Annotated in this window: 21 protein-coding genes and 2 pseudogenes; 18 read left to right on the top strand and 5 right to left on the bottom strand. The window is 72.2% G+C overall.

Annotated features, from left to right (window positions below):
• Positions 1-180: 180 nt before the first annotated feature.
• Positions 181-1,740 (bottom strand): recombinase family protein, encoded by a 1,560-nt coding sequence (locus tag AH6_RS39170; RefSeq protein WP_083983892.1) that lies wholly within the window; start codon positions 1,738-1,740, stop codon positions 181-183.
• 66 nt (positions 1,741-1,806) lie between these two features.
• Between AH6_RS39170 and AH6_RS39165 the strand changes: the two are divergent.
• The 7 genes and pseudogenes from AH6_RS39165 to AH6_RS39135 all read left to right on the top strand — a co-directional run.
• Positions 1,807-3,327: pseudogene (locus AH6_RS39165) on the top strand (ATP-binding cassette domain-containing protein); the annotation flags it as partial.
• Between the two features lie 46 nt (positions 3,328-3,373).
• Positions 3,374-4,321: an NAD-dependent epimerase/dehydratase family protein gene (locus tag AH6_RS39160; protein ID WP_067490971.1), complete on the top strand. Its 948-nt coding sequence runs from the start codon at positions 3,374-3,376 to the stop codon at positions 4,319-4,321.
• Complete coding sequence (locus AH6_RS39155) at positions 4,318-5,490, top strand: glycosyltransferase family 4 protein (RefSeq protein ID WP_245679675.1); 1,173 nt, start codon at positions 4,318-4,320, stop codon at positions 5,488-5,490. The genes AH6_RS39160 and AH6_RS39155 overlap by 4 nt, the downstream gene beginning before the upstream one ends.
• 18 nt (positions 5,491-5,508) lie before the next feature.
• Positions 5,509-6,237 carry a hypothetical protein gene (locus tag AH6_RS39150; protein ID WP_245679674.1) on the top strand — a complete coding sequence of 243 codons (729 nt, stop codon included), beginning with the start codon at positions 5,509-5,511 and terminating at the stop codon, positions 6,235-6,237.
• Positions 6,234-6,584, top strand: coding sequence for a hypothetical protein (locus tag AH6_RS39145; RefSeq protein WP_245679673.1), 351 nt, complete (start codon positions 6,234-6,236; stop codon positions 6,582-6,584). Before AH6_RS39150 ends, AH6_RS39145 begins: the two co-directional genes overlap by 4 nt.
• Positions 6,584-7,708 carry a glycosyltransferase family 4 protein gene (locus tag AH6_RS39140; protein WP_245679672.1) on the top strand — a complete coding sequence of 375 codons (1,125 nt, stop codon included), beginning with the start codon at positions 6,584-6,586 and terminating at the stop codon, positions 7,706-7,708. Before AH6_RS39145 ends, AH6_RS39140 begins: the two co-directional genes overlap by 1 nt.
• The gene (locus tag AH6_RS39135; protein ID WP_067490969.1) at positions 7,705-8,490 is read left to right on the top strand and encodes a hypothetical protein; all 786 of its coding nucleotides are present in this window, start codon (positions 7,705-7,707) and stop codon (positions 8,488-8,490) included. Before AH6_RS39140 ends, AH6_RS39135 begins: the two co-directional genes overlap by 4 nt.
• Here AH6_RS39135 and AH6_RS39130 read toward each other — a convergent pair.
• The 3 genes from AH6_RS39130 to AH6_RS39120 form a co-directional block, all read right to left on the bottom strand.
• Positions 8,447-9,742, bottom strand: a complete 1,296-nt coding sequence (locus tag AH6_RS39130; protein ID WP_083983890.1) for a serine hydrolase domain-containing protein — start codon at positions 9,740-9,742, stop codon at positions 8,447-8,449. The two genes, AH6_RS39135 and AH6_RS39130, sit on opposite strands and share 44 nt — an antisense overlap.
• Before the next feature lie 56 nt (positions 9,743-9,798).
• Positions 9,799-10,326, bottom strand: coding sequence for a YceI family protein (locus tag AH6_RS39125; protein WP_067490967.1), 528 nt, complete (start codon positions 10,324-10,326; stop codon positions 9,799-9,801).
• A gap of 66 nt (positions 10,327-10,392) precedes the next feature.
• Entirely contained in the window at positions 10,393-10,614 is a 222-nt protein-coding gene (locus AH6_RS39120) for a DUF6158 family protein (RefSeq protein ID WP_067490965.1), read from the bottom strand.
• A gap of 103 nt (positions 10,615-10,717) precedes the next feature.
• On the opposite strand from AH6_RS39120, the gene AH6_RS39115 reads away from it, so the two are divergent.
• Together AH6_RS39115 and AH6_RS39110 are read left to right on the top strand one after the other, a co-directional pair.
• Positions 10,718-11,161, top strand: coding sequence for a 2,4'-dihydroxyacetophenone dioxygenase family protein (locus AH6_RS39115; RefSeq protein WP_067490963.1), 444 nt, complete (start codon positions 10,718-10,720; stop codon positions 11,159-11,161).
• The gene (locus AH6_RS39110; protein WP_067490961.1) at positions 11,158-12,327 is read left to right on the top strand and encodes a cytochrome P450; all 1,170 of its coding nucleotides are present in this window, start codon (positions 11,158-11,160) and stop codon (positions 12,325-12,327) included. The genes AH6_RS39115 and AH6_RS39110 overlap by 4 nt, the downstream gene beginning before the upstream one ends.
• 3 nt (positions 12,328-12,330) lie before the next feature.
• On the opposite strand, the gene AH6_RS39105 is transcribed toward AH6_RS39110, so the two are convergent.
• The gene (locus tag AH6_RS39105; protein WP_245679671.1) at positions 12,331-13,947 is read right to left on the bottom strand and encodes a bifunctional phosphatase PAP2/diacylglycerol kinase family protein; all 1,617 of its coding nucleotides are present in this window, start codon (positions 13,945-13,947) and stop codon (positions 12,331-12,333) included.
• A 109-nt stretch (positions 13,948-14,056) separates the two neighbouring features.
• On the opposite strand from AH6_RS39105, the gene AH6_RS39100 reads away from it, so the two are divergent.
• From AH6_RS39100 to AH6_RS39060, 9 genes and pseudogenes are all read left to right on the top strand, one after another.
• Positions 14,057-15,037 (top strand): ABC transporter permease, encoded by a 981-nt coding sequence (locus tag AH6_RS39100; protein WP_067490959.1) that lies wholly within the window; start codon positions 14,057-14,059, stop codon positions 15,035-15,037.
• Positions 15,024-15,854, top strand: coding sequence for an ABC transporter ATP-binding protein (locus AH6_RS39095; protein ID WP_174555164.1), 831 nt, complete (start codon positions 15,024-15,026; stop codon positions 15,852-15,854). Before AH6_RS39100 ends, AH6_RS39095 begins: the two co-directional genes overlap by 14 nt.
• Before the next feature lie 182 nt (positions 15,855-16,036).
• On the top strand, positions 16,037-17,449 hold the full coding sequence (locus AH6_RS39090; protein ID WP_067490957.1) for an ABC transporter substrate-binding protein: 1,413 nt from the start codon (positions 16,037-16,039) through the stop codon (positions 17,447-17,449).
• 6 nt (positions 17,450-17,455) lie between these two features.
• On the top strand, positions 17,456-18,526 hold the full coding sequence (locus AH6_RS39085; protein WP_067490955.1) for an ABC transporter ATP-binding protein: 1,071 nt from the start codon (positions 17,456-17,458) through the stop codon (positions 18,524-18,526).
• A complete protein-coding gene (locus AH6_RS39080; RefSeq protein WP_218006031.1) occupies positions 18,523-19,419 on the top strand; it encodes a carbohydrate ABC transporter permease in 897 nt (298 codons plus the stop codon). Before AH6_RS39085 ends, AH6_RS39080 begins: the two co-directional genes overlap by 4 nt.
• Positions 19,416-20,285 (top strand): carbohydrate ABC transporter permease, encoded by an 870-nt coding sequence (locus AH6_RS39075; RefSeq protein ID WP_067490953.1) that lies wholly within the window; start codon positions 19,416-19,418, stop codon positions 20,283-20,285. The genes AH6_RS39080 and AH6_RS39075 overlap by 4 nt, the downstream gene beginning before the upstream one ends.
• A gap of 51 nt (positions 20,286-20,336) precedes the next feature.
• On the top strand, positions 20,337-20,858 hold the full coding sequence (locus AH6_RS39070; RefSeq protein ID WP_067490951.1) for a YbhB/YbcL family Raf kinase inhibitor-like protein: 522 nt from the start codon (positions 20,337-20,339) through the stop codon (positions 20,856-20,858).
• A gap of 79 nt (positions 20,859-20,937) precedes the next feature.
• The gene (locus AH6_RS39065; protein WP_067490949.1) at positions 20,938-21,891 is read left to right on the top strand and encodes a DUF5954 family protein; all 954 of its coding nucleotides are present in this window, start codon (positions 20,938-20,940) and stop codon (positions 21,889-21,891) included.
• Between the two features lie 57 nt (positions 21,892-21,948).
• Positions 21,949-22,496, top strand: a pseudogene (locus AH6_RS39060) (hypothetical protein); the annotation flags it as partial.

Here is a 22,496-nt window from a genome sequence, read left to right as displayed (position 1 = left end):
CAAGAGGGCGCGCAGACGGGGCACGAGGATGATGCGGCGTGGGCCGCGCGGGTGGCGGACGACTTGGGGCCGCTGGATGACCGGGACCGTGAGGTGCTGGCGTTGCTGCTCACGCGGCGTGAGGGGTGAATGATCAGCCGCCCCGCACTCCTGAACGGAGCGCGGGGCGGCTGCCTGCCGTCAGGCCGCGAGCGTGCGCGGTGCGGGGGGCGGGGTGGCGCGCTTGGCTCGGCGGATCTGGATCTTGCTTCGGTCGAAGTGGCGCACGCCTCGTCCGGGCGGGGGAAGCTTGACCTCCAGCAAGTAGCGGACGATCTCTCGCTGCCTGCCCAAGCTGAGACCCTCCCACGTGGCGCGTACGTCATCAGCGGCGGCGAACGCGGCAAGCGGGCTGTGGCTGACGGCGTTGTCGATCTCGGCGCGGATCTCAGCAAGCGCGGCGTTGGCGGCGTCGCGGATCTCGGCGTACTCCTCGGCGTCGTACTCCAGCCGTCCATAACGGCGGCTGGCGTCGGCCTTGCGCGCCTCCAACGCCCTGACCTGCTCGCGCAGCGCGGGAAGATCCACCTCTACGGCGGGGGTCATCAGGTCGGCGGCGTCGCGCCTGGACAGACGCTCTACGATCACATCGGTAACCGCGTTGTTGACCTCCTTGGCGGGCCACTGGCAGTGGCTGCGCTTCTGGCACTGGTAGACCGGGGTGCCCTGCTTGTTGCGCCGGACGGTCATGGTGGTGCCGTCGTCGCACTTGGCGCACTGGTAGATCAGGCTGCCCAACCACTTGGGCGTGTTGCCGGGGCTGGTCTTGCGCTTGGGGTCGGCGAACAGCGCGATCAACGCCTGCCGGGTGTCCTCGGGGATGATCGGCTCGAACGCGTTGCGCTTGATGATCTCCCCGTTGTAGACGCTGTGCCCGGAGGTGCGGGGGTGGGTGAGGATCTGCACGATGGTCCGGCTGTTCCATCCCTGGTGCTCGACCTCGCGGCCGTTGCGCTTGGGCGTGCGGCCCTGGGCCTGGCTCACCGTGAGGACCGCGCGTGCGGCAAGATCGGTGACCAACTGCTCTAGCGGCACTCCCACCAGGACATCGTCCGCCCACCGGCGGATCTCGGCGGCCTCGCGCGGGTTGTGCCGGGTCATGTCCAGCACGGGGCGGTCCTCATAGACCCGGTCCATCGTCGGGGCCTTGGGGTTGACGCACACCGACCGGACGCGGCCGGTGTCCACTCCCCACCCGTAGGGGCGCGGACCTCCGCCCCACTCGCCTCGGCGGGCCTGGCGCTTGCGCGCGATCGCCACGCGTTCGCCCCGGTGCTCGCTCTCGTACTCGGCGTCGCTGGTGTCGTCGCGCAGCGCCTTGCGCCCGGCGGCCTTCTCAAGGTCGTACTCGCCGTGCATGACGGTGACCACGCGCACGCGCTGCCTGCGGCATCGCTTGATGAACTGGTTGACTTCCTCTGAGCGGCGGTGCAGACGGTTGGCGTGCCACGCGGTGATGCTGGCGATGCCTCCCTGGTCCACGCGCGTCATCATCCGCTCATAGTCCGCGCGCCTGCGGTTCTCAGCGAACGCGGACGTGTCGTTGTCGGCGTAGTGCTGGGTGATCGGCATGCCCCGGTCTTCGGCGTCCTCGTCCACTTCGATCTCTTGGGAAGAGACGCCATCCCCGGTACCCGTGCGGTCGTCGCTGATCCGCTCGTACCCGACATGCGGTCGGTCGTCCAACTCGGTCGGCATCATGCCTCCTGGGGGGAAAGCCGTTCTACCTGCATATTTACCCACTACAAACCCCCCAAAGCGGTAGTCGGGAAGACGACCCTGCTGCGCATGATCGCCGGGGATCTCGCGCCGGAGGAGGGCACGGTCGCGCACAGCGGCGGGCTCGGGGTGATGCGGCAGTTCGTCGGGAACGTGCGCGACGCGTCGTCGGTGCACGACCTGCTGCTGACCACCGCCGCGCCGCGCGTGCGGGAGGCCGCGGCGGCGCTGGAGGCCGCCGAGCTGGCCATGATGGAGCACGACGACGAGCCCACCCAGATGCGCTACGCCACCGCGCTGGCCGGGTGGGGCGACGCGGGCGGCTACGAGGCCGAGGTGCTCTGGGACGCCTGCTGCGTGGCGGCGCTCGGCGTCGCCTATGACCGGTGCCGCTGGCGCGAGGCCGCGACGTTGTCGGGCGGCGAGCAGAAGCGCCTGGTCCTGGAGGCGCTGCTGCGCGGCTCCGACGAGGTCCTGCTGCTGGACGAGCCGGACAACTACCTGGACGTGCCGGGCAAGCAGTGGCTGGAGGAGCGGCTGCGGGAGACACCCAAGACCGTCCTGCTGGTGTCGCACGACCGGGAGCTGCTCGACCGCGCCGCCGACCGGATCGTCACCGTCGAGGCGGGCACGGTGTGGGTGCACGGCGACCGCTTCGCCACCTACGCCGCCGCCCGCCGCGACCGCAACGAGCGGCTGGAGGAGTTGCGCCGCCGCTGGGACGAGGAGCACGCCAAGCTCAAGCAGCTCGTCAACACGCTCAAGAACAAGGCCGCCTTCAACGACGGCCTCGCCTCCCGCTACCAGGCGGCCCAGACCCGGCTGCGGAAGTTCGAGGAAGCGGGGCCGCCGGAGGTGCCGCCGCGCGACCAGAGCCTGAAGATGCGGCTGCGCGGCGGCCGCACGGGCAAGCGCACGGTGATCTGCGAGGGCCTGGAGCTGACCGGGCTGATGAAGCCGTTCGACGCCGAGGTCTGGTACGGCGAGCGCGTCGCGGTGCTGGGCTCCAACGGCTCGGGCAAGTCGCACTTCCTGCGACTGCTGGCCGGGGTCGCCGACGAGCTGCCGCGCGGCGCGACGCCGGTGGAGCCGGTCGCGCACAGCGGCGTGGCGCGGCTGGGCGCGCGGGTGCTGCCGGGGCTGTTCGCGCAGACGCACGCGCGGCCGGATCTGGCCGGGCGCACGCCGTGCGAGATCGTGATGACCGAGCACGCGCGGCTGCGCGGCGACGCCATGAACGCGCTCGCCCGCTACGAGTTGCAGATGTGCGCCGAGCAGCCGTTCGAGACGTTGTCGGGCGGCCAGCAGGCGCGGTTGCAGATCCTGCTGCTGGAGCTGGGCGGCGCGACGTTGCTGCTGCTGGACGAGCCGACCGACAACCTCGACCTGGCCAGCGCGGAGGCGTTGCAGGAGGGGCTGGAGTCCTTCGAGGGCACGGTGCTGGCGGTCACGCACGACCGGTGGTTCGCGCGCACCTTCGACCGGTTCCTGGTGTTCGGGTCCGACGGGGCGGTCTACGAGCCGCCGGAGGCGGTCTGGGACGAGACGCGGGTGGTCCGTTCGCGGTGATCCGCGCGCGTGCCGGGGCGGGCAGCGGCGTGGGTAGGGTGCTCGCGTGCGGATCGTGGTGACGGGGGCTGCCGGTTTCCTGGGCAGCCATGTGGTGGACGCGCTGGCGGAGGCGGGGCACGAGGTGCTCGCGGCCGACGCGCCCGCGCGTGCGCTGAACCCGGCCGCGTCCCGGCGCAACTGGGCCGGGCTCGCCGACCGCGCCGCGCGCCTGGAGATCGATCTCGCCGTGGACGACCTGGCCCCGCTCGCCGCCGCCGACGCGGTGGTGCACCTGGCGGGACGGCCGGGCGTGCGGACCTCGTGGGGCGCGGGCCGAGCCCCGGCCGAGCGCGACAACGTCGTGGCCACCCGGCGGCTGCTCCAGGCGTGCGCCGCGCGCCGCCCGCGCGTGATCGTCGCGTCCAGCTCGTCGGTGTACGGGTCGCGCGACCTGCCGACGCGCGAGGACGACCCGCTCAGCCCGGCCAGCCCGTACGCGGCCGGGAAGGTCGAGGTGGAGCGGCTCGCGGCGGTGGCCGCGCGGGACGGCCTGCCGGTGACGGTGCTGCGCTACTTCTCGGTCTACGGGCCCCGGCAGCGGCCCGACATGGCCTTCCACCGGTTCATCGAGGCGGCGCTCGACGGGCGCCCGCTGCCGGTGTTCGGGGACGGGCGGCGGTCCCGGTCGTTCACGCACGTGGCCGACGTGGTGGACGCGACGTTGCGGGCGGCGGCGGCCGACCTGCCGGGCGGGACCGTGCTGAACGTGGGCCGTCCCGAGCCGGTCACCGTGCGGGCCGCGATCGACCTGCTCGGGGAGCTGCTGGGCGGCCGTCCGGCGGTGCGCGGGCAGGAGCCGGTGGCCGGGGACGCGACCCGCACGTGGGCCGACAGCGGGCGGGCGGCGCGGCTGCTGGGCTGGACGGCGGGCACGGGCCTGGCCGAGGGGCTGGCCGACCAGCTCGCCTGGCATCGCGGGCTCCGCGTCCGGGACCGGGTGGGCGCGGCATGACCGGCATGCATCAGGCCTACTCGGGCGAACACCGCGCGGCCTACTTTGCCTTCGACCGTTTCCCCTCCAGCAAGGGATCGGCCGTGCACATCGCGCAGATGGCCGACGAGCTGTTCGACCACTACGGCGGCGGGCTGCTGGGCGTGCTCGGCGGCGGTGGCCTGCCCCGCCACCAGCGCGAGGGCACGCGGGAGATCGTGCGGTTCGACGCGCAGATCCCCAACCTGATCGACCGCGCCGAGGCGTACTCCGCGTGGGTCGCCGCGCAGGTCGCGCCGCACCGGGACACCCTGAAGGTGATCCACGTGCGCGACCCGTGGAGCGCGCTGCCGATGCTGGACGGCCCGCACAGGCTGGTCTACGAGGCCAACGGGCTGCCGTCGATCGAGCTAGCGCACACCCGGCCGCTGGTCGCGCCCGGCACCCTCAAGAAGATCCACGAGCTGGAGCTGCGCTGCCTGGAGCGGGCCGACACGATCGTGGTGCCGTCGGCGGTGATCGGCTCGGCCGTGCGGGGCTTCGGCCTGTCCGCCGACAAGATCCACCTGGTGCCGAACGGCGCGGACCTCACACCCCGCCCGCCACGTCCGGCCGACGCCCCGGATCGCTACCTGATCTACGTCGGCGCGCTCCAGCCGTGGCAGGGCCTGGACGTGCTGCTGCGCGCGTTCGCCCGGCTGGCCGACCTGGACCTGCCGCTGGTCATCTGCTCGTCGGTGCCCGAGCGCCGCGCCCGGCCGCTGCGCCGCCTGGCCGAGCGCCTCGGCGTCGCCGACCGCGTCGAGTGGCGCTTCACCCTCCCCCACGAGCAGGTCGCGGCCTGGCTCGCGCACGCGGAGCTGTCGCTGGCCCCGCTCACCGGCTGCGCCCGCAACCTCGACCAGGGGTGCGCGCCGCTGAAGGTGATCGAGTCGATGGCGGCCGGGACGCCGGTGGTGGCCTCGGACCTGCCCGCCGTCCGCGAGCTGATGGACGACGGCGCGCACGGCCGCCTGGTCCCGGCCGACCGGCCCGCCGAGCTGGCCCGCGCCGTCCGCATCCTGCTGGAGTACCCGGCCGAGGCCGCCGCGATGGGCGCGCGCGCCCGCGACCGGATCGCCGGCCGGCTCACCTGGGCGCACTCGCGCGCGAGGCTGGCCGAGGTCTACCGTACGTTGACGCCGAGCTGACGGAGGGGTGGTCCGGAGGTGTTCTGGCGCAAGCAGCGCGCGGCGATGGAGGCGTTCCATCCGCTGCACCAGGCGCTGATCCACGAGCGGGCGTTCTCGGTGACGATGCCGCCCGCCGAATGGCGGCGGCTGCTCGACAGCCTGGCCGCGCAGCGGGAGACGGTGCGGCGGCGCAAGTGGCAGCCGCACGAGCGCGCCCACATCGTGCTGGTCCCGCTGCTGCGCGTGCTGCTGGCCGACATGCGGCCGGGCGGGCAGCTCGGGGTGACCGCCGACCTGCGCGGCCCGAACCTGCCCGAGAAGCGGAGCCAGAGCCACAAGTACCAGGGGCGGCGGCCGGTCCGGTCGGTCACCGAGTGGTACACCTTCGACCCGTGGTTGCGGCTGCGCGCCGAGCTGCGCGACGGCAGCGTGCTCGACATCGCGGTGGCCGAGCGCACCCGGCACCGCAAGATCCACAAGGTGAACGCGCGCGGCAAGCACAAGTGGAAGACCAAGACCAAGGCGGTGCACCGGGTCAGCGTCGTGCGGCGGCTGCCCCGGAACGCGGCGCCGCAGCGGCCCGCGACGCCGCCCCCGCCGTGGCTGGCGGTGCGGGTCAAGGACGGCGAGCGCATGGTGATCAAGGCCGGTGCGAAGATCGCCGTGGGACCGCGCTTCCGCGAACAGGACCTACCCGACCACATCCTGACGGTGGCCGCCGAGCCGTTCCGCTGGACCGCCCGCCCGACGAGGAGCGCCCCGTGAACCGCTGCGCCGTGACCGCCGGATTCTTCGTGCTGGGCCAGTGCGACCAGGCGGCGGCCCGCCCGTGCGCGCGGTGCGAGCGTCCGGTGTGCGCCGGGCACCTGCGGCCCGGCGACCTGTGCCCCGACTGCGCCGCCGCGCAGGGCCCCCAGTCCGACGACGCCTACGACCCGGCCTGGATCGACCGGTACCGGCGGCACTACTACGAGCACAGCTCGCGGGTCTACAACGACGCCGCCTGGTACTCCACGATCGACGCCCACGAGCGCGGCGCGTTCGACGCCGGGGACGACTGGTCCTACGGCGGCGGCGACTTCGAGGGCGACTCCGGCTTCGTGGACAGCTGATGCGCGTCCTCTGGGTAACCGAGCACCATCCGCCTAGTAAGGGCGGCATGGCCGAGTCGTGCGACCGCATCGTCCGGGGCCTGCGCGAGGCGGGCGTGGCGGTGGACGTGGCGCACCTGACGCGGCGCGACCGCCCGTCCCAGACGGCCTGGCGTGCGGAGCGCGTGCACGGCGGGCGGCTCCTGACTGCGCCGCTGGGCGAGGACCCCGAACACTCGCTGCGCCGCCTATGGACGGCGATCACCGCCGAGCGGCTGGCGTACACGCACGTCGTGGGCTTCGGCGGCACGTACGCGATGCTGGCCGCGCCGGTGCTGGCGGCCCTGCTGGACGCGCCGCTGGTCACGCTGCTGCGCGGCAACGACATCGACATCGGCGCGTTCTCGCTGCGGCGGCGCGGCCCGCTGGTGGACGCGCTGCGCGCCTCGTCGCGGGTGTGCGTGGTGGCCAGCTCGCACGCGCCGCTGGTGCGGGCGCTGGTGCCGGACGCGGCGGTGACGTTCGTGGCGAACAGCGTGGACACCGGGCACTGGCGCGTCCTGCCGTCCGAACGCGAGCGCGGGGCCGCGTGGCGGGCCGGGCACGTCGCCGAGGGGCGGCGCACGGTCGGCGTGATCGGGCAGCTCAAGAACAAGAAGGGCGTGGGCTTCTTCCTGGACGCGCTGGTGCGGTCCGGGCACGCCGAGCGGTTCCACCTGGTGCTGGTCGGCGAGGTCGAGGAGCAGGTGAAGGCGTGGCTGGCCGAGGGGCCGGTGGCGCACTCGTTCCTGCCGTTCCTGGAGCGCTACGAGCTGCCCGCCGTCTACGCCGCGTGCGATCTGGCGGCCCTGCCGTCGTTCTATGACGGGATGCCGAACGTGTCGCTGGAGGCGGCGGCGCTGGGCGTGCCGCTGCTGGCGTCCGACGCCGGCGGGCTGGGCGACGTGGCCGACGACCGGATCGGGTTCGTGTTCCCGGCGGGCGACGCGGACGCCTGCCGCGAGGCGATCGACCGGGCGGCGCGGGCGAGCGACGCCGACCTGGCGAAGCTGGGCGCGGCGGGCGCGGAACGGGTCCGGAGCGTCTTCACCCCGGCGGCCGAGACGGCAGGCTACCTCAAGGTGCTGGACGACGTCGCCCGGTGATCGTCTGCTACGCGCACGGGGACGGGCTCGGGCACCTGACGCGGCTCCGGGCGTTCCTGCACACCGTCGGCCGCACCGACGAGGTCGCGCTGTGGTCGCCGTCGCCGTTCGCCGCCGATCCGCGCGTGACCGGGGGCCTGCGCGCGGTCCCGGACGCGTCCGGCGCGGACGAGCTGATCGTGGACGCCTTCCCCGCCGGACTGAAAGGCGAGCTGCGCCGCACCACCACCCCCGCCGTCCACCTCGCGCGGCTGCTGCGCTGGGACCGCTACCTGCCGCTGCTGCCCGCCGACCCGCCCCGCTTCGGCCGCACCTATGTACTGGAGCCGCTGGCCGACGCGCACCGCGCCTACCTGGAAACGGTGTCCGACGAGATCGTCGAGCTGGAGCTGACCGACCCGCCCGCCCCCGAGCCCGAGCCGCTGACCGGCTGGCTGATCATGCACTCCGGGCCGGACGCCGAGCTCCTGGAGCTGGTCGCCTACGCCCGCGACATGGCCGCCATGGAGGGCGTGCGGCCCCGGTTCACGCTGGCCGCGCCACGCCGTCCGGCCGGGCTGCCCGCCGACGTCGGGCACCGCGCGGTGTACCCGGCGTGGCCGCTGGCCCGGCACGCCGACCGGACCGTCACGGCGGCGGGCTTCAACACCGTCCGGCAGCTCGCGCCCTGGCGCGACCGGCACCGGGTGTTGCCGTTCCCGCGCACGCTGGACGACCAGTACGCCCGCGCGGCCCGGCTCAGAAGTACTTCGGGTACAGGTCCCCGGTCGGCCAGGCCTTGACCCCGGCGGCGGCCTTGTGGAGCAGGCCGTCGATCTCGCCGAAGGAGGCGCCCGTGCCCTCCTGCCGCCGGTTGAACAGCACCGCCCAGGTCAGGCCGTCGAAGCGGCGCACCAGCAGCGACGTGGTGCCGGCCAGGCTGCCGTCGTGCCAGGTGTTCAGGCCGCCGGTGACCGGGCGGACCAGCCAGCCCGCGCCGTAGTAGTAGCCGCTGGCGTTGACGCCGGTGGCGGGCTTGGCGAACGCCTGCTTGATGGAGGCGGCGTTCAGCACGGTGGACGGCGCGTCGTAGATCCCGGCGAAGCGGACCAGGTCCACGGCGGTGGACAGCCAGCCGCCGTGCGCGTCCATGTTCTCCAGGTTGAACGCGCCGTTGGGGAGGGGGACCTGCTTGGCGGAGCCGTCGAAGACCGTCGGCCCCGTCTTGTCGGAGAGGTAGGTCACCTCGCCGGTGGCCCGGGTGAGGGTGCGGCCCAGCTTCATGCGCTTGATGCCGCGCGGGGTCAGCACCTTCTGCTGCACGTAGGCCCCGTAGCTCATGCCGCTGGCCTTCTCGATGATGCGGCCGAGCAGCAGGTAGCCGTAGTTGCTGTAGGCGGGGACCGTGCCGGGGGCGTGGTCGAGCTTGAGCGTGGAGGCGTACTTCATGACGTGCGCCCTGCTGATGGGCATCGGCACGCCGAGCTGGCGGCTGATGTGGAGGTCGCGGAACATGACGTCGGGCGTCACGTTCCGGTCCCAGCCGCCGAGGTGCTGGAGCAGCCGCAGGACGGTGACGTCCTTGAGCCGGGGGTCGGCGGCGGTGGACAGGCCGAGCAGCGTGGCCACGCGGTCGGTCAGCTTGAGCTTGCCGTCCTGCACCAGCTTGTGGATCGCGGTCGCGGTGACGGGCTTGGAGAGGCTGGCGACGCGGAACAGCGACGTCGGCTGCACCGACAACGACGCGTCGCCCAGGGTGTAGCCGTGCGCCAGCAGCAGCTTGCCCTTGCGGACGACGGCGAGCTGACCGGCGGTGATGCGGCGCTCCTGCATGAACTTCTGGATCGTCGCGTCGAAGCCGCCGAGCCCGGCCAGCGCCGTGCCGCTGACCCGCCAGGCCCGCACGGCGACCGGCCTGCCGGCCGTGGCCCCGACGGCACCGGCCTGCCGGGTGCCGTCCGCGCAGCCGCCGAGCAGGGCGGGCGCGGCCACGCCGAGACCGGCGACGCCCGCGAGTCTGGCGACGTCACGCCGGGTCGGGTGCAGATCCGTCATCACGTCTCCAAGGCCGCAGGCGAGAACATTCCCCGCACCCTAGTGCATGTTGATCTTCAGGCGGCGCCGAACTCGAACTCCACCCGGACCTCGTCGGCCAGCTTCAGCGCCCCGAACATCGCCGAGTAGGGCTTGATGCCCCAGGCGGTCTGCCGGATGACGGCGCTGCCGCGCGCCCGGTCGTCGGTGACCTCCAGGTGGAGGGTGACGGGCTCGGCGCGGTCCATGATCGTGAGCTGGCCGGTGGCGCGGTCGGGTCCCGTCTCGGTGCTGCGGAACACGATCTCGGGGTGCCGGTCGGCGCGCAGGACCTTACGCAGGTTCTTGACGATCTCGGTGCGGTCCTGCTCGGACAGCGGCAGCACGCCGCCGGTGCCCTCGCGGACCCGGATGCCGTCGACCTCGACCCGCACCTCGGCGACGGCCCCGGCGGGCGGCTCGCCGTCGCCCTCGGTCACGGTGCCCGACCAGCGCGTGGCCTCCAGCACCAGGTCGTGCCCGGCGCGGCGGCCCAGCCCGCTGCGCCCGGTCTTGATCAGCAGTCGTCCGTCCGCCGGTCCGATGGTGTGCTCGCGCGCTGCCATGCGCCCCACCCTAGGCACCCGCGCCGAGATCAACGACTCGCGCAGGTCGGAGCGTCCCCGTAGCCGTCAGCGGGCGCGAGCGCCTTCGCGGAGGCGTGCCGGGTCGATCTCACGATCGGGGTAGCGCCGCAGGTACTCCGCCTCCAGCCGGGCCGTGCGGTCGGTGTGCTCGGCGAGCGCGTCGTCGGAGGCGTGGCGCAGCGCGTCCATGCGGGTCTCGTACAGGTGCCCCAGCTCGCGGAACAGGTCGCTCTCGCTGAGCGCGCTCGGGTCGACTCCCATGGTCATCCGCTCTCCCCTCCGGTGGTGGCCTACGTCCGGCCCGTACCCGGTCGCACGTCCGCCAACCGGGCCCTTGCGGCACACGGCTTACCTACCTAGCGTTTGCTCCATGACCGAGACGCTGGGGCCGCTGGTCGGCCATGTGCACTCCGACGATCTCCCGTGGGTCAACGCCGGGCCGGTGGGCCTGCAGGTGTTGCGGGTCTCCGCCGAGTCCTGGGTGGTCCGCAACCGCTTCCAGGCCGGGTTCCGCCTGCCCCGCCACAAGCACACCGGGAGCGTGCACGCCTACACCTTCTCCGGGCGCTGGCGGTACGCCGAGTACGGCGTGGACTACGTGGCGGGCACCTTCATCCACGAGCCGCCCGGCTCGATCCACACCCTCACCATCGAGGAGGACAGCGACATCCTGTTCCTGATCGACGGGGTCTTCATCGAGTACGCCGAGGACGGCTCCATCAGCGGCATCGTGGACGGCGAGTCCACGCTCAACGCCTACTACGCGCTCTGCGACGCCGCCGGGATACCGCGCCCTGAGGGCGTCCTCCAGTGATCCTGCCGCAAGGCTTCCCGGACGGGTGCTTCGGCCAAGGCCATCCCCACGACCTGTACGCGCGGGTGCGGGCGGCCAAAGCACCCGTCCGGCACCCCGACCTGCCGCTCTGGGCGGTGGGGACGCACGCCCTGGTGCACCGCGTCGCCACCGACCCGGCGGCCTTCCGGTCCGGCGACGGCATCCTGGTCGCCGAGATCGGGCACTCCTACGACGCCCCGCCGACGATCATGCACACCGACCCGCCCGACCACACCCGCTACCGGGCGCTGGTCGCGCCCGCCTTCCGGCCCGCGGCCATGCGGCGGCTGGAAGGGGCCGTCCGGGAGCGGATCCGGGCGCTGCTCGCCCCGGTGGACGGGCCGTTCGACGCCGTCGCCGGGCTCGCGGTGCCGCTGCCGCTCCAGGTGATCTGCCTGCTGCTCGGCATCCCCGAGGACGACTGGCCGCGCTTCTTCCGCTGGTCGGAGGCCATCGTCCCGGACGCCGACCCGGACCTGCCCGGCCCCGAGCGCGACGCCCTGCGCATCGAGTGCGGCAGTTATCTCATCGAGACGGCGCACCGGCGGCGGGAGGCGCCCCGCGACGACGTGATCTCCCAGCTCGCGCTGGCCGAGCTGGACGGCGACCGGCTGACCGACCTGGAGCTGGTGATGTTCCTGATCCAGCTCCTGGTCGCCGGGAACGAGACCACCCGGCACTCGATCTCCGGCGGCCTGCGCGCGTTCGCCGAGCACCCCGGGCAGTGGACGGCGCTGCGGGAGCGGCCCGGGGAGCTGATGGGCACGGCGGTCGAGGAGATCCTGCGCTGGACCAGCCCCGTCGTCTACTTCCTGCGCACCGCCACGCGCCCGGTCACGCTGGCCGGGACCGAACTGGCCGAGGGCGACCGCGTGATGTTGTTGTACGGCGCGGCCAACCGCGATCCCGACGCGTTCGGCCCGGACGCCGACCGGTTCGACATCGCGCGGCGGCCGGACGCGGCGGGCCTGGCGTTCGGGTTCGGGCCGCACTTCTGCCTGGGCGCGGCCCTCGCGCGCCTGGAGATCCGCCTGCTACTGGAGGAGTTGCTCCCCCGCACCGCGCGGATCGGCGGCGCGGGCGAGCCCGTGCACAACGGTTCGTCGGTCGTGACCGGGCTGCGCCGCTGCGAGCTGACGTTCTAATGATCAGCGGGGCGGGGCGTGCGGGCAGAACACCGCCAGCGCCCCGGTCCGCTTGCCGAACCGCACCGCCGACGCCAGCGAGGACACCTCGCCGTCGCGGGCCAGCCGCAGCGGCCCGTCCTTGGAGATCAGCTCCAGCGCGCCGTCCTCCCAGTGCCGGTAGCCGGGCGTCAGGTGCAGGTGCCCGAGCATCACGGCCGCCAGCGCCCGCAGCCGGGGCACGCGCCGCGCGGCGGTCACCATGCGGATGTCGAGCTGCCCGTCGTCCAGGTGCTCGCGCCAGGTCGGCGCGGGGCCGCGCGAGCCGTAGGCGCAGTTGCCGACGAACGCGAGCCACACGCGGCGCGGCTCGCCGTCCACCAGCATCTCGACCGGTTCGGAGTGCCGGAAGGTGCGGACCGCGGCGACCGCGAGCGCGGGCCACTTGCCGAGCCGTCCCTCCAGCCGCTCGCGGCGGTCGACCAGCTCGGTGTAGGCGCCGAAGCTGGCGGTGTTCAGGAAGATCGAGTCGAGTTCGGCGTCCAGGCCGTGCCCGTCGACCTCGGGGGTGACGAAGGCGACGTCCACGCGGCCGAGGCAACCGCTGCGGTAGGCGGCGATCGCGTCGGTCACCGTCTCCACGCCGAGCGCCCTCGCGAAGTGGTCGAAGGTGCCGCCGGGGACGGGCAGCAGCGGCACCCGGTGGCGCAGCGCGGCACGCGCCCCGGCGTTGACGGTGCCGTCGCCGCCGATCACCGCGAGCACCTGGGCGCGGGCGGCGGCCTCGGTCAGGGCCTTCTCCACGTCGGCGTCGGGCTCCAGCCGGACGACCTCGGCGGCGGGCAGCTCGCGTTCCAGCACCAGCAGGTCGCGCTCGGCGCGGCTCGGCAGGTGGATGCCGCCCTCCCCCGCGTTGCCGCCGGAGGAGACGTTGGCGACCGCGATCACGCCGCGCCCGTCGTCGGTGACGGTGACGCGCTCGGTGCCGGTGCGGGTGACGTGCGCGACCGGCGGCCGGGCCGGCCACACCAGCCGGGTGCCGAGCGCGGTGGCCGCGCCGATGCCGAGGCCCGCCAGCACGTCGCCGGGGTAGTGCGCGCCGGTGTAGACGCGGGAGAACGCCACCGCGCCCGCCGTCGCCATGACCGGCCCCCACACCGCGCGCGGCGCCTCCATCGCGATGCCCATCGCGAACGCGGCGGCCGAGGCCGAGTGCCCGGAGGGGAAGGCGTGCGAGGTCGGCAGCTTCCAGCGGATGCGGATCGGCGGCACCAGGTCCACCACCGGGCGCTTGCGGCGGAACGCCTGCTTGCCGATCACGTTCACCACCGGGCTGGCGACCGCGATCGCGATCGAGCCGCGCAGCGCGGCCCGGCGCAGGCTGGCGCGGCGGGTCAGCCCCAGGCCGCCGGCGATCGAGAACCAGAGCACGCCGTGGTCGGCCAGCCGCGACACCCGCGGCAGCACGTACTCCAGACCCGGCAGCTTGGCGGCCGCGACCCGGTCGAACGCCCACCGGTCCAGCCGGCCCATCCGGCGCAGCAGCACCGGAGGGGGAGGAGCGGGCGGGGCCGCCCGGTCGCACCGCCGCATCGTCAGGACCCGGCCCCGGGCCGGCCGCCGTGCGTGATTCTCATGCATGACGGGGGTATCCCCCGGGACGGGAACATGATTCCCGAAGATCTCAAATCGGGGTGCACATGCGGGCGAACGTCCCTGACACAAGGCGGACTGCAATAGGCTTCCCGGCATGAGTCACCCGGAACGGCTCGGCTCCTCGGGTGGCGAGACGGTCGGCACGATCGCGGAGTCTCCTCACATGAACGGGACAAGCGGTGAGTCACTGGCCGATTTCGCCGCGCGCAATGGGCTGAAGCAGAGCGCCGCGCGCCCCCCGCTGCGCAAGTACGTGCAGGACCTCTGGCAACGCCGTACCTTCATCTGGAACTTCGCCACCGCCAAGACCGCCGCCACCTACAGCGGCTCGCGGCTCGGGCAGCTGTGGCAGATCCTCACCCCGCTGCTCAACGCGGGCGTCTACTACCTGATCTTCGGTCTGCTGCTCGGGCAGAAGAAGGGGATCGACAACTACACCGCCTTCCTGATCACCGGCGTGTTCGTCTTCACCTTCACCCAGCGGTCGCTGACCGCCGGGGCCAAGTCGGTGGGCAACAACCTGTCGCTGATCCGCGCCCTGCACTTCCCCCGGGCCTCGCTGCCGTTCGCCCACGTGATCATGGAGTTGCAGCAGCTGCTGATCTCCATGGCCGTGCTGATGGTGATCGTGCTGGCCACCGGCGAGCCGCTGACCTGGTCGTGGCTGCTGCTGGTCCCGGCGCTGCTGCTCCAGCTGGTCTTCAACATCGGGATCAGCCTGGCGATCGCGCGCACCGGCGCGTTCGTGCGCGACATCCAGCAGCTGCTGCCGTTCATCACCCGGACCTGGCTGTACCTGTCGGGCGTGTTCTTCCTGATCCCCGAGAAGGTCGCCAGCCTGGACGAGAACGGCTACGGCTGGGTGGGCAAGATCCTGGAGATCAACCCCGGGGCGGTCTTCATCGAGCTGGTGCGCGGTGCGCTGATGGCCAGCTACGACAAGGACCTGGCCGGCGTCCACGGCGTCACCTCCCAGCCCACGCTGTGGTTGTACGCGCTGGTGTGGGCCGTGGTCGCGTTCGCCGGGGGTTTCTGGTACTTCTACCGCGCCGAGGAGAGGTATGGCCGTGGCTAAGGCGGTCAAGGAGAAGGAGCAGGCCCCGGTGGCCGCCGCGCAGCCCGCGGTGGTGATCGACCCCGCCCGCGAGCCCATCGTGGTCGTGGACGGCCTGCACATCATCTACCGGGTGTACAGCGGCGGCGGCAACAAGGGCACCGCCGCGACCGCGCTGCTGCGCATCATCAAGCGGGAGAACCGGCCGCAGATGAAGGAGGTGCACGCCGTCAAGGGCGTGTCCTTCGTGGCCTACCGCGGCGACGCGATCGGCGTGGTCGGCACCAACGGCTCGGGCAAGTCCACCCTGCTGAAGGCGATCGCCGGGCTGCTGCCGCCCGCGCGCGGCGGCGTCTTCACCGACGGCCAGCCGTCGCTGCTGGGCGTGAACGCCGCGCTGATGAAGGACCTCACCGGCTCGCGCAACATCACCCTGGGCTGCCTCGCGATGGGCATGTCCCAGGAGGAGACCCGCGCCAAGTACGACGAGGTCGTCAAGTTCGCCGACCTCAAGCCGGGCTTCATCGACTACCCGATGAGCACCTACTCCTCCGGGATGGGCGCGCGGTTGCGGTTCGCGATCGCGGCGGCGCGCACGCACGACGTGATGCTGATCGACGAGGCGCTGGCCACCGGCGACGCCAAGTTCAAGCGGCGCAGCAAGGCCAAGATCGACGAGCTGCGCAAGGACGCCGGCGCGGTGTTCCTGGTCGCGCACAACCTCGACGTCATCGAGGAGACCTGCAACCGCGTCATCTGGCTGGACGACGGCCGCATCAAGATGGACGGCGACCCGCAGCAGGTGTTGCGCGCCTACACCGACGCGACGGGCAAGTAGCACCGTAGAAGCACCGCCTCAGGGGCGGCGTCCCGGCCGGGACGCCGCCCCTCGCGCGTTACGGGAGTGACCGTCGCGACCGGAGCGGCCACGCTTGCATAGGGTTACCCGATCGCGTCTGGATGGGACGCCCCCGCCGACCTACCGTCGAGGGTGGACCGTCAGCGCGAGGGAGCTCCCCCATGGTCGGCACCGGCGACGATCGGCTCAGCAGACGAGGTTTCCTGACCGCCACCGCCCTCTCGGCGGGCGCGTACGGCCTGGCGGCCGGGTGCGCCAGCGAGAGCAGCGGCCCGCAGGCCAAGAACACCGGCAAGGCCCCGCAGGAGGTGTTCACCGCTCCCACCAGGAAACTGGGCGGCTCGTTGAGCGTGCTGATGTGGAGCCACTTCGTGCCCCGGCACGACAAGTGGTTCGACAAGTTCGCCGCAGACTGGGGCAAACGGGTCGGCGTGAACGTGCGCGTCGACCACATCAACACCGTGGACGTGCCGCGCCGCGCGGCCTCGGAGATCCAGGCGCGGCAGGGCCACGACGTCATCCAGCACATTGCGCCGTTCTCTCAGTACGAGCCCGCCGTGCTGGACATGACCGACCTCGTCCAGGAGGCCACCCGGCGCTGGGGCCAGCAGCTCGAACTGTGCCGCAGGTCGAGCTACAACCCCAACACCCGGCGCTTCTACGCCTACTGCCCCGGCTGGTCGCCCGACCCCGGCGACTACCGCAAGTCGATGTGGCAGAAGGTGGGGCTGCCGAACGGGCCCGGGAGCTGGGACGAGCTGCTGCGCGGCGCGACCGAGATCAAGCGCACCACCGGCGTGCCGTGCGGGCTGGGGTTGTCGCCCGAGACCGACTCCAACATGGCGGCGCGGGCGCTGCTGTGGTCGTTCGGCGCGTCCGAGCAGGACCGGGACGAGCGCGTGGTGCTGAACTCCGAGGAGGCCGTGGCCGCCGTCGAGTACATGACGCGGCTGTGGAAGCAGGCCGAGACCGACGAGGTGTTCTCCTGGGTCCCGGCGTCCAACAACCAGGCGCTGATCGCCGGGAAGTCGTCCTACATCCTCAACTCGATCTCGGCGTGGCGCACCGCGATGGGCACCAACCCCAAGATCGGCGACGACATCTTCTTCGTCCCGGCGCTACGCGGGCCGAAGGCGGCCATGGCGGCCCAGCACGTCATCCAGCAGTGGATCGTCCCCAAGCACGCCGCCAACGCCGACGCGGCCAAGGAGTTCCTGCTGCACTACACCGCCAACTTCCCGGCGGTGACCTACCACTCGGAGCTGTACGACCTGCCGGGCTGGCCGTCGCTGGTGCCGCAGCTCAACGGGTGGCTGGACGACGACCCGTACGGCGCGAAACCGGCGAACAAGCTGGCGCTGCTGAAGGGCGCGGCGTCGTGGAGCGCCAACATCGGCTACCCGGGGCCGTCCAACCCGGCGATCGGCGAGATCTTCAACACCAACGTGCTGCCGACGATGTTCGGCCGGGCCGCGCGCGGCCAGCTCACCGCGAAGCAGGCGGTGGCCGAGGCCGAGCAGCGCGTCAACGCGATCTTCAGGAGCTGGCGGGCCCGCGGGCTGGTCGGGGGCTGAGCGCCGGTGAAGACCGTCGAGGTCCGCGCGCTGGTCAAGACGTTCGACGGGCACCTGCGCAAACGACGCGGCAAGGCCGACACCGTGCGCGCGCTGGACGGGGTGGACCTCGCCGCCGGGCCGGGCGAGTACCTGGTGCTGCTGGGGCCGTCGGGATGCGGCAAGACCACGCTGCTGCGCACCATCGCGGGGCTGGAGCGGCCCACCGAGGGCGAGGTGCTGATCGACGGGCAGGTGGTGAACGGGCTGCCGCCGCGCGTGCGGCAGATCGCGATGGTGTTCCAGTCATACGCGCTGTACCCGCACAAGACCGTCATGGACAACATCGTGTTCCCGCTGCGCGCCGAGAAGGCCCCGAAGGAGACGCGCGAGCGCAAGGCGCGGTGGGCGGCCGGGCTGCTGGAGATCGAACCGCTGCTGGGCCGCAAGCCGCGCCAGCTGTCGGGCGGCGAGCGCCAGCGCGTCGCGCTCGCCCGCGCGCTGGTGCGCGACCCGGCGGTGTTCCTGCTGGACGAGCCGCTGTCGAACCTGGACGCCAAGATGCGCGCCACGGCCCGCGACGAGCTGAAACGGTTCCAGCAGCAGATCGGCACGACCACGATCTACGTGACCCACGACCAGGCCGAGGCGATGGGGCTGGGCGACCGGATCGCGGTGCTGGAACGCGGCCGGGTGCGGCAGGTCGGCACGCCGGTGGAGGTGTACGACGACCCGGCCGACACGTTCGTGGCGACGTTCATCGGTTCCCCGCCGATGAACCTGGTCCGGCGCGGCGACCGGCTGGTCGGGTTCCGGCCCGAGCACCTGCTGCCTGCGGAGAGCGTGCCGCAGGACGCGCGGATCACCATGACGCTCCAGGTGGAGCGGATGGAGTACCTGTCGGGCGACCGGCACGTCTACGGCACGGTGACCGGGCTCGGCGACGCCACGCGCGTGATCGCGCGGCTGCCCGCCACCCTGGACACCCCGATCACGCCGGGCGAGCCGCACGAGTTCGCGGTGCCCGCCGGACGGTTGCGGTTCTTCGACGCCGACGCGGGCACGCGCGCGCCGGCCGTCCCGATCGGCGACCGGTGAGCGCGCGGCGCGCGGGCCTCGCCGACCGCGACGGTTTCCTGGCGTGGGTGATGCTGCTGCCGTCGGTGATCTACATCCTGGCGCTGGTGGGGGTGCCGTTCCTGCTGGCGGTGGCGTTCGCGTTCTCGGACGTGACCACCGGCGACCCGTCGTACGACTTCGTCGGGTTCGGCAACTTCACGGCGGTCTTCGACGACGGGGTGTTCTGGCGCTCGCTCTGGAACACGCTGCTGTTCACCGGCTGCTCGATGGTGCTGATCGTGGTGTTCGGCAAGATCCTGGCCAACCTCCTGATCGCCGACTTCCACGGCAAGTGGCTGGTGCGCTTCCTGATCCTGCTGCCGTGGACGACGCCGGTGGCGCTGTCGACGATCTCGTGGTTGTGGTTCCTGGACTCGATCTACTCGCCGGTGGACTGGACGCTGCGCCACCTCGGGCTGATCGACCAGAACGTCGTCTGGCTGGGCGATCCCAACACCGCGATGCTCTCGGTCATCCTCGTGCAGACCTGGCGGCTGACACCCCTGGCCGCAGTGATCGTCATGGCCGGCCTGGTCGCGATCCCGCGCGACATCGACGAGGCCGCGCGCATCGACGGCGCAGGCTTCTGGCGGCGCATGTTCGAGGTGACGATCCCGCTCTCCCTGCCCGTCATCGCGGTGGCGGCCCTGTTCGGCGCGATCATGACGTTCACCGACATGACGGTGTCGTACGTGCTGACGCGGGGCGGCCCGACGCACGCGACCGACGTCCTGGCGTCGTGGGCCTACTTCCGGGGCATCGAGGGCGGCGACGTGGGGCAGGGCGCGGCGATCGCGCTGTTCCTGTTCCCGATCCTCCTCGCCGGGGTGGTGGCGATCCTGCGCGCGGTCCGCCGGCTGGAGGCGCGATGACGAACGAGGCCCTGCGCAGGCGTTACGCGCGCCGCCACGTCGCGGCCCGGTGCGGACTGTACGCGGCGGCGGTGCTGTCGGCGCTGGTGTGCGCGCTGCCGTTCCTGTGGAGCCTGGTGAGCGCGTTCAAGCAGAACCGCGACCTGTACGACCCGGAGAGCAACCCGTTCGCCTTCAACGAACCGGCGACGCCCGACCACGTGACGTTCCTGTTCGCCGACACGCCCTTCCCGACCTTCGTGCTGAACACGCTGCTGGTGGGCGGGGCCGTCGTGCTGCTCACCCTGGCGCTGGCGCTGCCCGCCGCGTACTCGCTGGCGCGCCTGAACCGCCCGTGGGGCACCCCGATGGGCATCGCGATCTTCCTGGTCTACCTGGTCCCGCCGTCCCTGCTGTTCCTGTCGCTGACCCGTGTGGTGGTGGCGCTGGGCCTGGAGGACAGCCTCTGGTCCATGATCGTCGTCTACCCGACCATCACGGTGCCCGTCTCGGTCTGGCTGCTGATCGGCTTCCTGAAGGCGGTACCGACCGACATCGAAGAGCAGGCGATGGTGGACGGCCACAGCCGCCTGGGCGCGTTCGTGCGCGCGGTGCTGCCGCTGGTGTTCCCCGGGCTGGTCGCCGTCGTCGTGTTCAGCTTCACCCTGACGGCGAGCGAGTTCGTGTACGCGCTGGCGTTCGTGTCGTCCAGCCCGGAGATGGTGGTGAGCACGGGCGTCCCGACCCAGCTGATCAGGGGCGACGTGTTCTTCTGGCAGTCCCTGCAGGCGGCGACGGTGGTGACGGCGGTCCCGATCGCGTTCCTGTTCAACCTGTTCCTGGACCGCTTCGTGACCGGCTTCACCATGGGCGCGGTGAAGACGTGACGCCCTGATAGGTATGAGAGGGACAGCAGATCGTCTGACGAGGAGGTCACCATGCCCGGAAAGCCGCCCCTGCCGTACGAGTTCCTGCCGCAGGTACCGTCGTTCACGCTGACCAGCACCGACATCGCCGAGGGCGAGACGCTCTCCGACGAGCACGTCTTCGACGACTGGGGCTTCTCGGGGCAGAACCTGTCGCCGCAGCTCGCCTGGTCGGGCTTTCCCGCCGAGACCAAGAGCTTCGCGGTGACCTGCTACGACCCCGACGCGCCGACCGGCAGCGGCTTCTGGCACTGGGTGCTGTTCGACGTGCCCGCCACCGTCACCGAACTGCCCACCGGGGCCGGGGGCGCGGACAACAAGATCGGCATCCAGGCGCGCACCGACTACGGGACCAAGGCGTACGGCGGGGCCGCGCCGCCGCCCGGAGACCCGCACCGCTACGTGTTCGCCGTGCACGCGCTGGACGTGGAGACGCTCGGCATCGACTCCGACGCCGCGCCCGCCGTGGTGGGGTTCAACGCCGTCGCGCACACCCTGGCACGGGCGACGCTGGTGCCCGTCTACGGGTCCTGACCGACCGATCGGCCCGTGACCATCCGGTCACGGGCCGAATTCCCCTCCCTACCGGGGCGTACACCGCGAGGATGGCCGCATGGCCTTCCCACTGATGCCCGGTTACGACCACATCCAGGTGGTCGCCGACCTCGATCCCGCGTCCGCCGTCCGCGACCAGGAGCTGGGCGAGCGCATCCGGGAGTACGGCAAGATCTTCCCGGCCGAGAACCCGGAGTTCGGCAGCGCCGTGCAGACCGGCGACCGGTGGCACCTGCTCACCGTCGGCTCGCTGGACCCGTCCGGCGCCCGCTACGACCTGGCCTCGCAGCTGCGCCGCGCCGCGCCCGAGGCCGCCCCCGAGACGGCCCGCGCGATGCTGGCGGCGGCCGGCCGGCTGGACCCCGAGGAGGGCGAGCAGCTCGCCAAGGACGAGTGGGAGATCGGCGACCGCCGCTACCGGATCATCCGCGTCGAGAAGTTCGGCCTGATCAACAAGACCGGCATGGAACCGCCCCGCCCCAGCGACGTCGACCGCCCCGACTCCGGCCTGGAGGGCCTCCCGCTCGACCCGCTCGCACCGGCCGGCCAGTGGGAGGCCCAGCTGCGCCTGAACCTGGCGGGCTACCTGCCGATCCCGGGCTCGGTCTCGGACCAGGTGATGCTGGAGGCCCGGCACGGTGCGCGGACCCACCCGGGCATCGTGCTGCTGCCGCCGAGCTTCCTGATGGTGGAGATCAAGAGCGACCGGGCCTGGCAACCGTTCGGCGGCGGCCACGGCCCGGACGACGCCCGGCGCTGGCTGGCGGCTTATTTCACGAGGCTGCTGCCCCGCAAGAGGGAGTACGAGGGGAATCCGGCGACGGCGGCGGAAGTGGCGGAGTGGAAGGAGGCGGCCGAACAGATCGAGGCGACGTCGGGTTATGAGTTCCATGTGCTGGGCCGCCGCTTCCGGACGGTGCGGGTGTCGCGGATGATGCGCTTGGGGGCCGACGGACCGGAACCGCCTCGCCCGTCGGATGAGGAGGAATACGGATACTTCCCGCCTTCCTGAGTACGAAGATTAACAAACGCTACGTGGCGATACTTTTACCTTCCGTAGCATCGCCTCATGGTCAAACCCCCTCATGAGGCGATGCACCAGATCTTCCGTGACGACGATCTGCTGATCACCGCCGCCCTGGCGTGCCTGAAGGGCGCCACCGTCGAGAAGGTCAGGCACGTCGACGAACTCCCCGGCGACATCACGACGCTGCCGCTGGAGGGCCGGGTCGACTCGGTGCTGATGGTGGAGCTGGACGGCGTTCCGTGCGTCCTGGCGGTGGAGGCACAGAACGAGAAGGACGACGACAAAGAGACGCAGTGGCCGCTCTATGTGGCCTACCTGTACGCCAAGTACCGGGCCCCGGTGGCCTTGCTGGTGGTCACCAACCGGGCGAGCACGGCCGCGTGGGCCCGTCGCCCCCTGAAGGTCGAGGTGCCGCATCTGTGCACCACGATGACGGTGCACACGTGCGCGGGTTGGGACTGGTGGTCGGGCGCGGGGCGCGGGGTTGAGGTAGATGGTCGGGTGTGGGAAACCCGCACGGGCTGGGGTCGCTGGGTATCTGGATCAACCCCGCGCGGGGCTGGGGGTTGTTGGTTGGGTGCGGGAAACCC

This window comes from Actinomadura hibisca NBRC 15177 (assembly GCF_001552635.1).
Lineage (GTDB): Bacteria > Actinomycetota > Actinomycetes > Streptosporangiales > Streptosporangiaceae > Spirillospora > Spirillospora hibisca.
Note: the sequence above shows the minus strand (reverse complement) of the source record. Positions and strands in the feature narration are given on the sequence as shown.

Excerpts from the sequence above, each read along its gene's own strand:
- AH6_RS39170 (WP_083983892.1), bottom strand. The coding sequence starts at position 1,740 with ATGATGCCGACCGAGTTGGACGACCGACCGCATGTCGGGTACGAGCGG.
- AH6_RS39155 (WP_245679675.1), top strand. The coding sequence starts at position 4,318 with ATGACCGGCATGCATCAGGCCTACTCGGGCGAACACCGCGCGGCCTAC.
- AH6_RS39140 (WP_245679672.1), top strand. The coding sequence starts at position 6,584 with ATGCGCGTCCTCTGGGTAACCGAGCACCATCCGCCTAGTAAGGGCGGC.
- AH6_RS39130 (WP_083983890.1), bottom strand. The coding sequence starts at position 9,742 with ATGACGGATCTGCACCCGACCCGGCGTGACGTCGCCAGACTCGCGGGC.
- AH6_RS39125 (WP_067490967.1), bottom strand. The coding sequence starts at position 10,326 with ATGGCAGCGCGCGAGCACACCATCGGACCGGCGGACGGACGACTGCTG.
- AH6_RS39120 (WP_067490965.1), bottom strand. The coding sequence starts at position 10,614 with ATGACCATGGGAGTCGACCCGAGCGCGCTCAGCGAGAGCGACCTGTTC.
- AH6_RS39115 (WP_067490963.1), top strand. The coding sequence starts at position 10,718 with ATGACCGAGACGCTGGGGCCGCTGGTCGGCCATGTGCACTCCGACGAT.
- AH6_RS39105 (WP_245679671.1), bottom strand. The coding sequence starts at position 13,947 with ATGCATGAGAATCACGCACGGCGGCCGGCCCGGGGCCGGGTCCTGACG.
- AH6_RS39100 (WP_067490959.1), top strand. The coding sequence starts at position 14,057 with ATGAGTCACCCGGAACGGCTCGGCTCCTCGGGTGGCGAGACGGTCGGC.
- AH6_RS39095 (WP_174555164.1), top strand. The coding sequence starts at position 15,024 with ATGGCCGTGGCTAAGGCGGTCAAGGAGAAGGAGCAGGCCCCGGTGGCC.
- AH6_RS39090 (WP_067490957.1), top strand. The coding sequence starts at position 16,037 with ATGGTCGGCACCGGCGACGATCGGCTCAGCAGACGAGGTTTCCTGACC.
- AH6_RS39075 (WP_067490953.1), top strand. The coding sequence starts at position 19,416 with ATGACGAACGAGGCCCTGCGCAGGCGTTACGCGCGCCGCCACGTCGCG.
- AH6_RS39070 (WP_067490951.1), top strand. The coding sequence starts at position 20,337 with ATGCCCGGAAAGCCGCCCCTGCCGTACGAGTTCCTGCCGCAGGTACCG.
- AH6_RS39065 (WP_067490949.1), top strand. The coding sequence starts at position 20,938 with ATGGCCTTCCCACTGATGCCCGGTTACGACCACATCCAGGTGGTCGCC.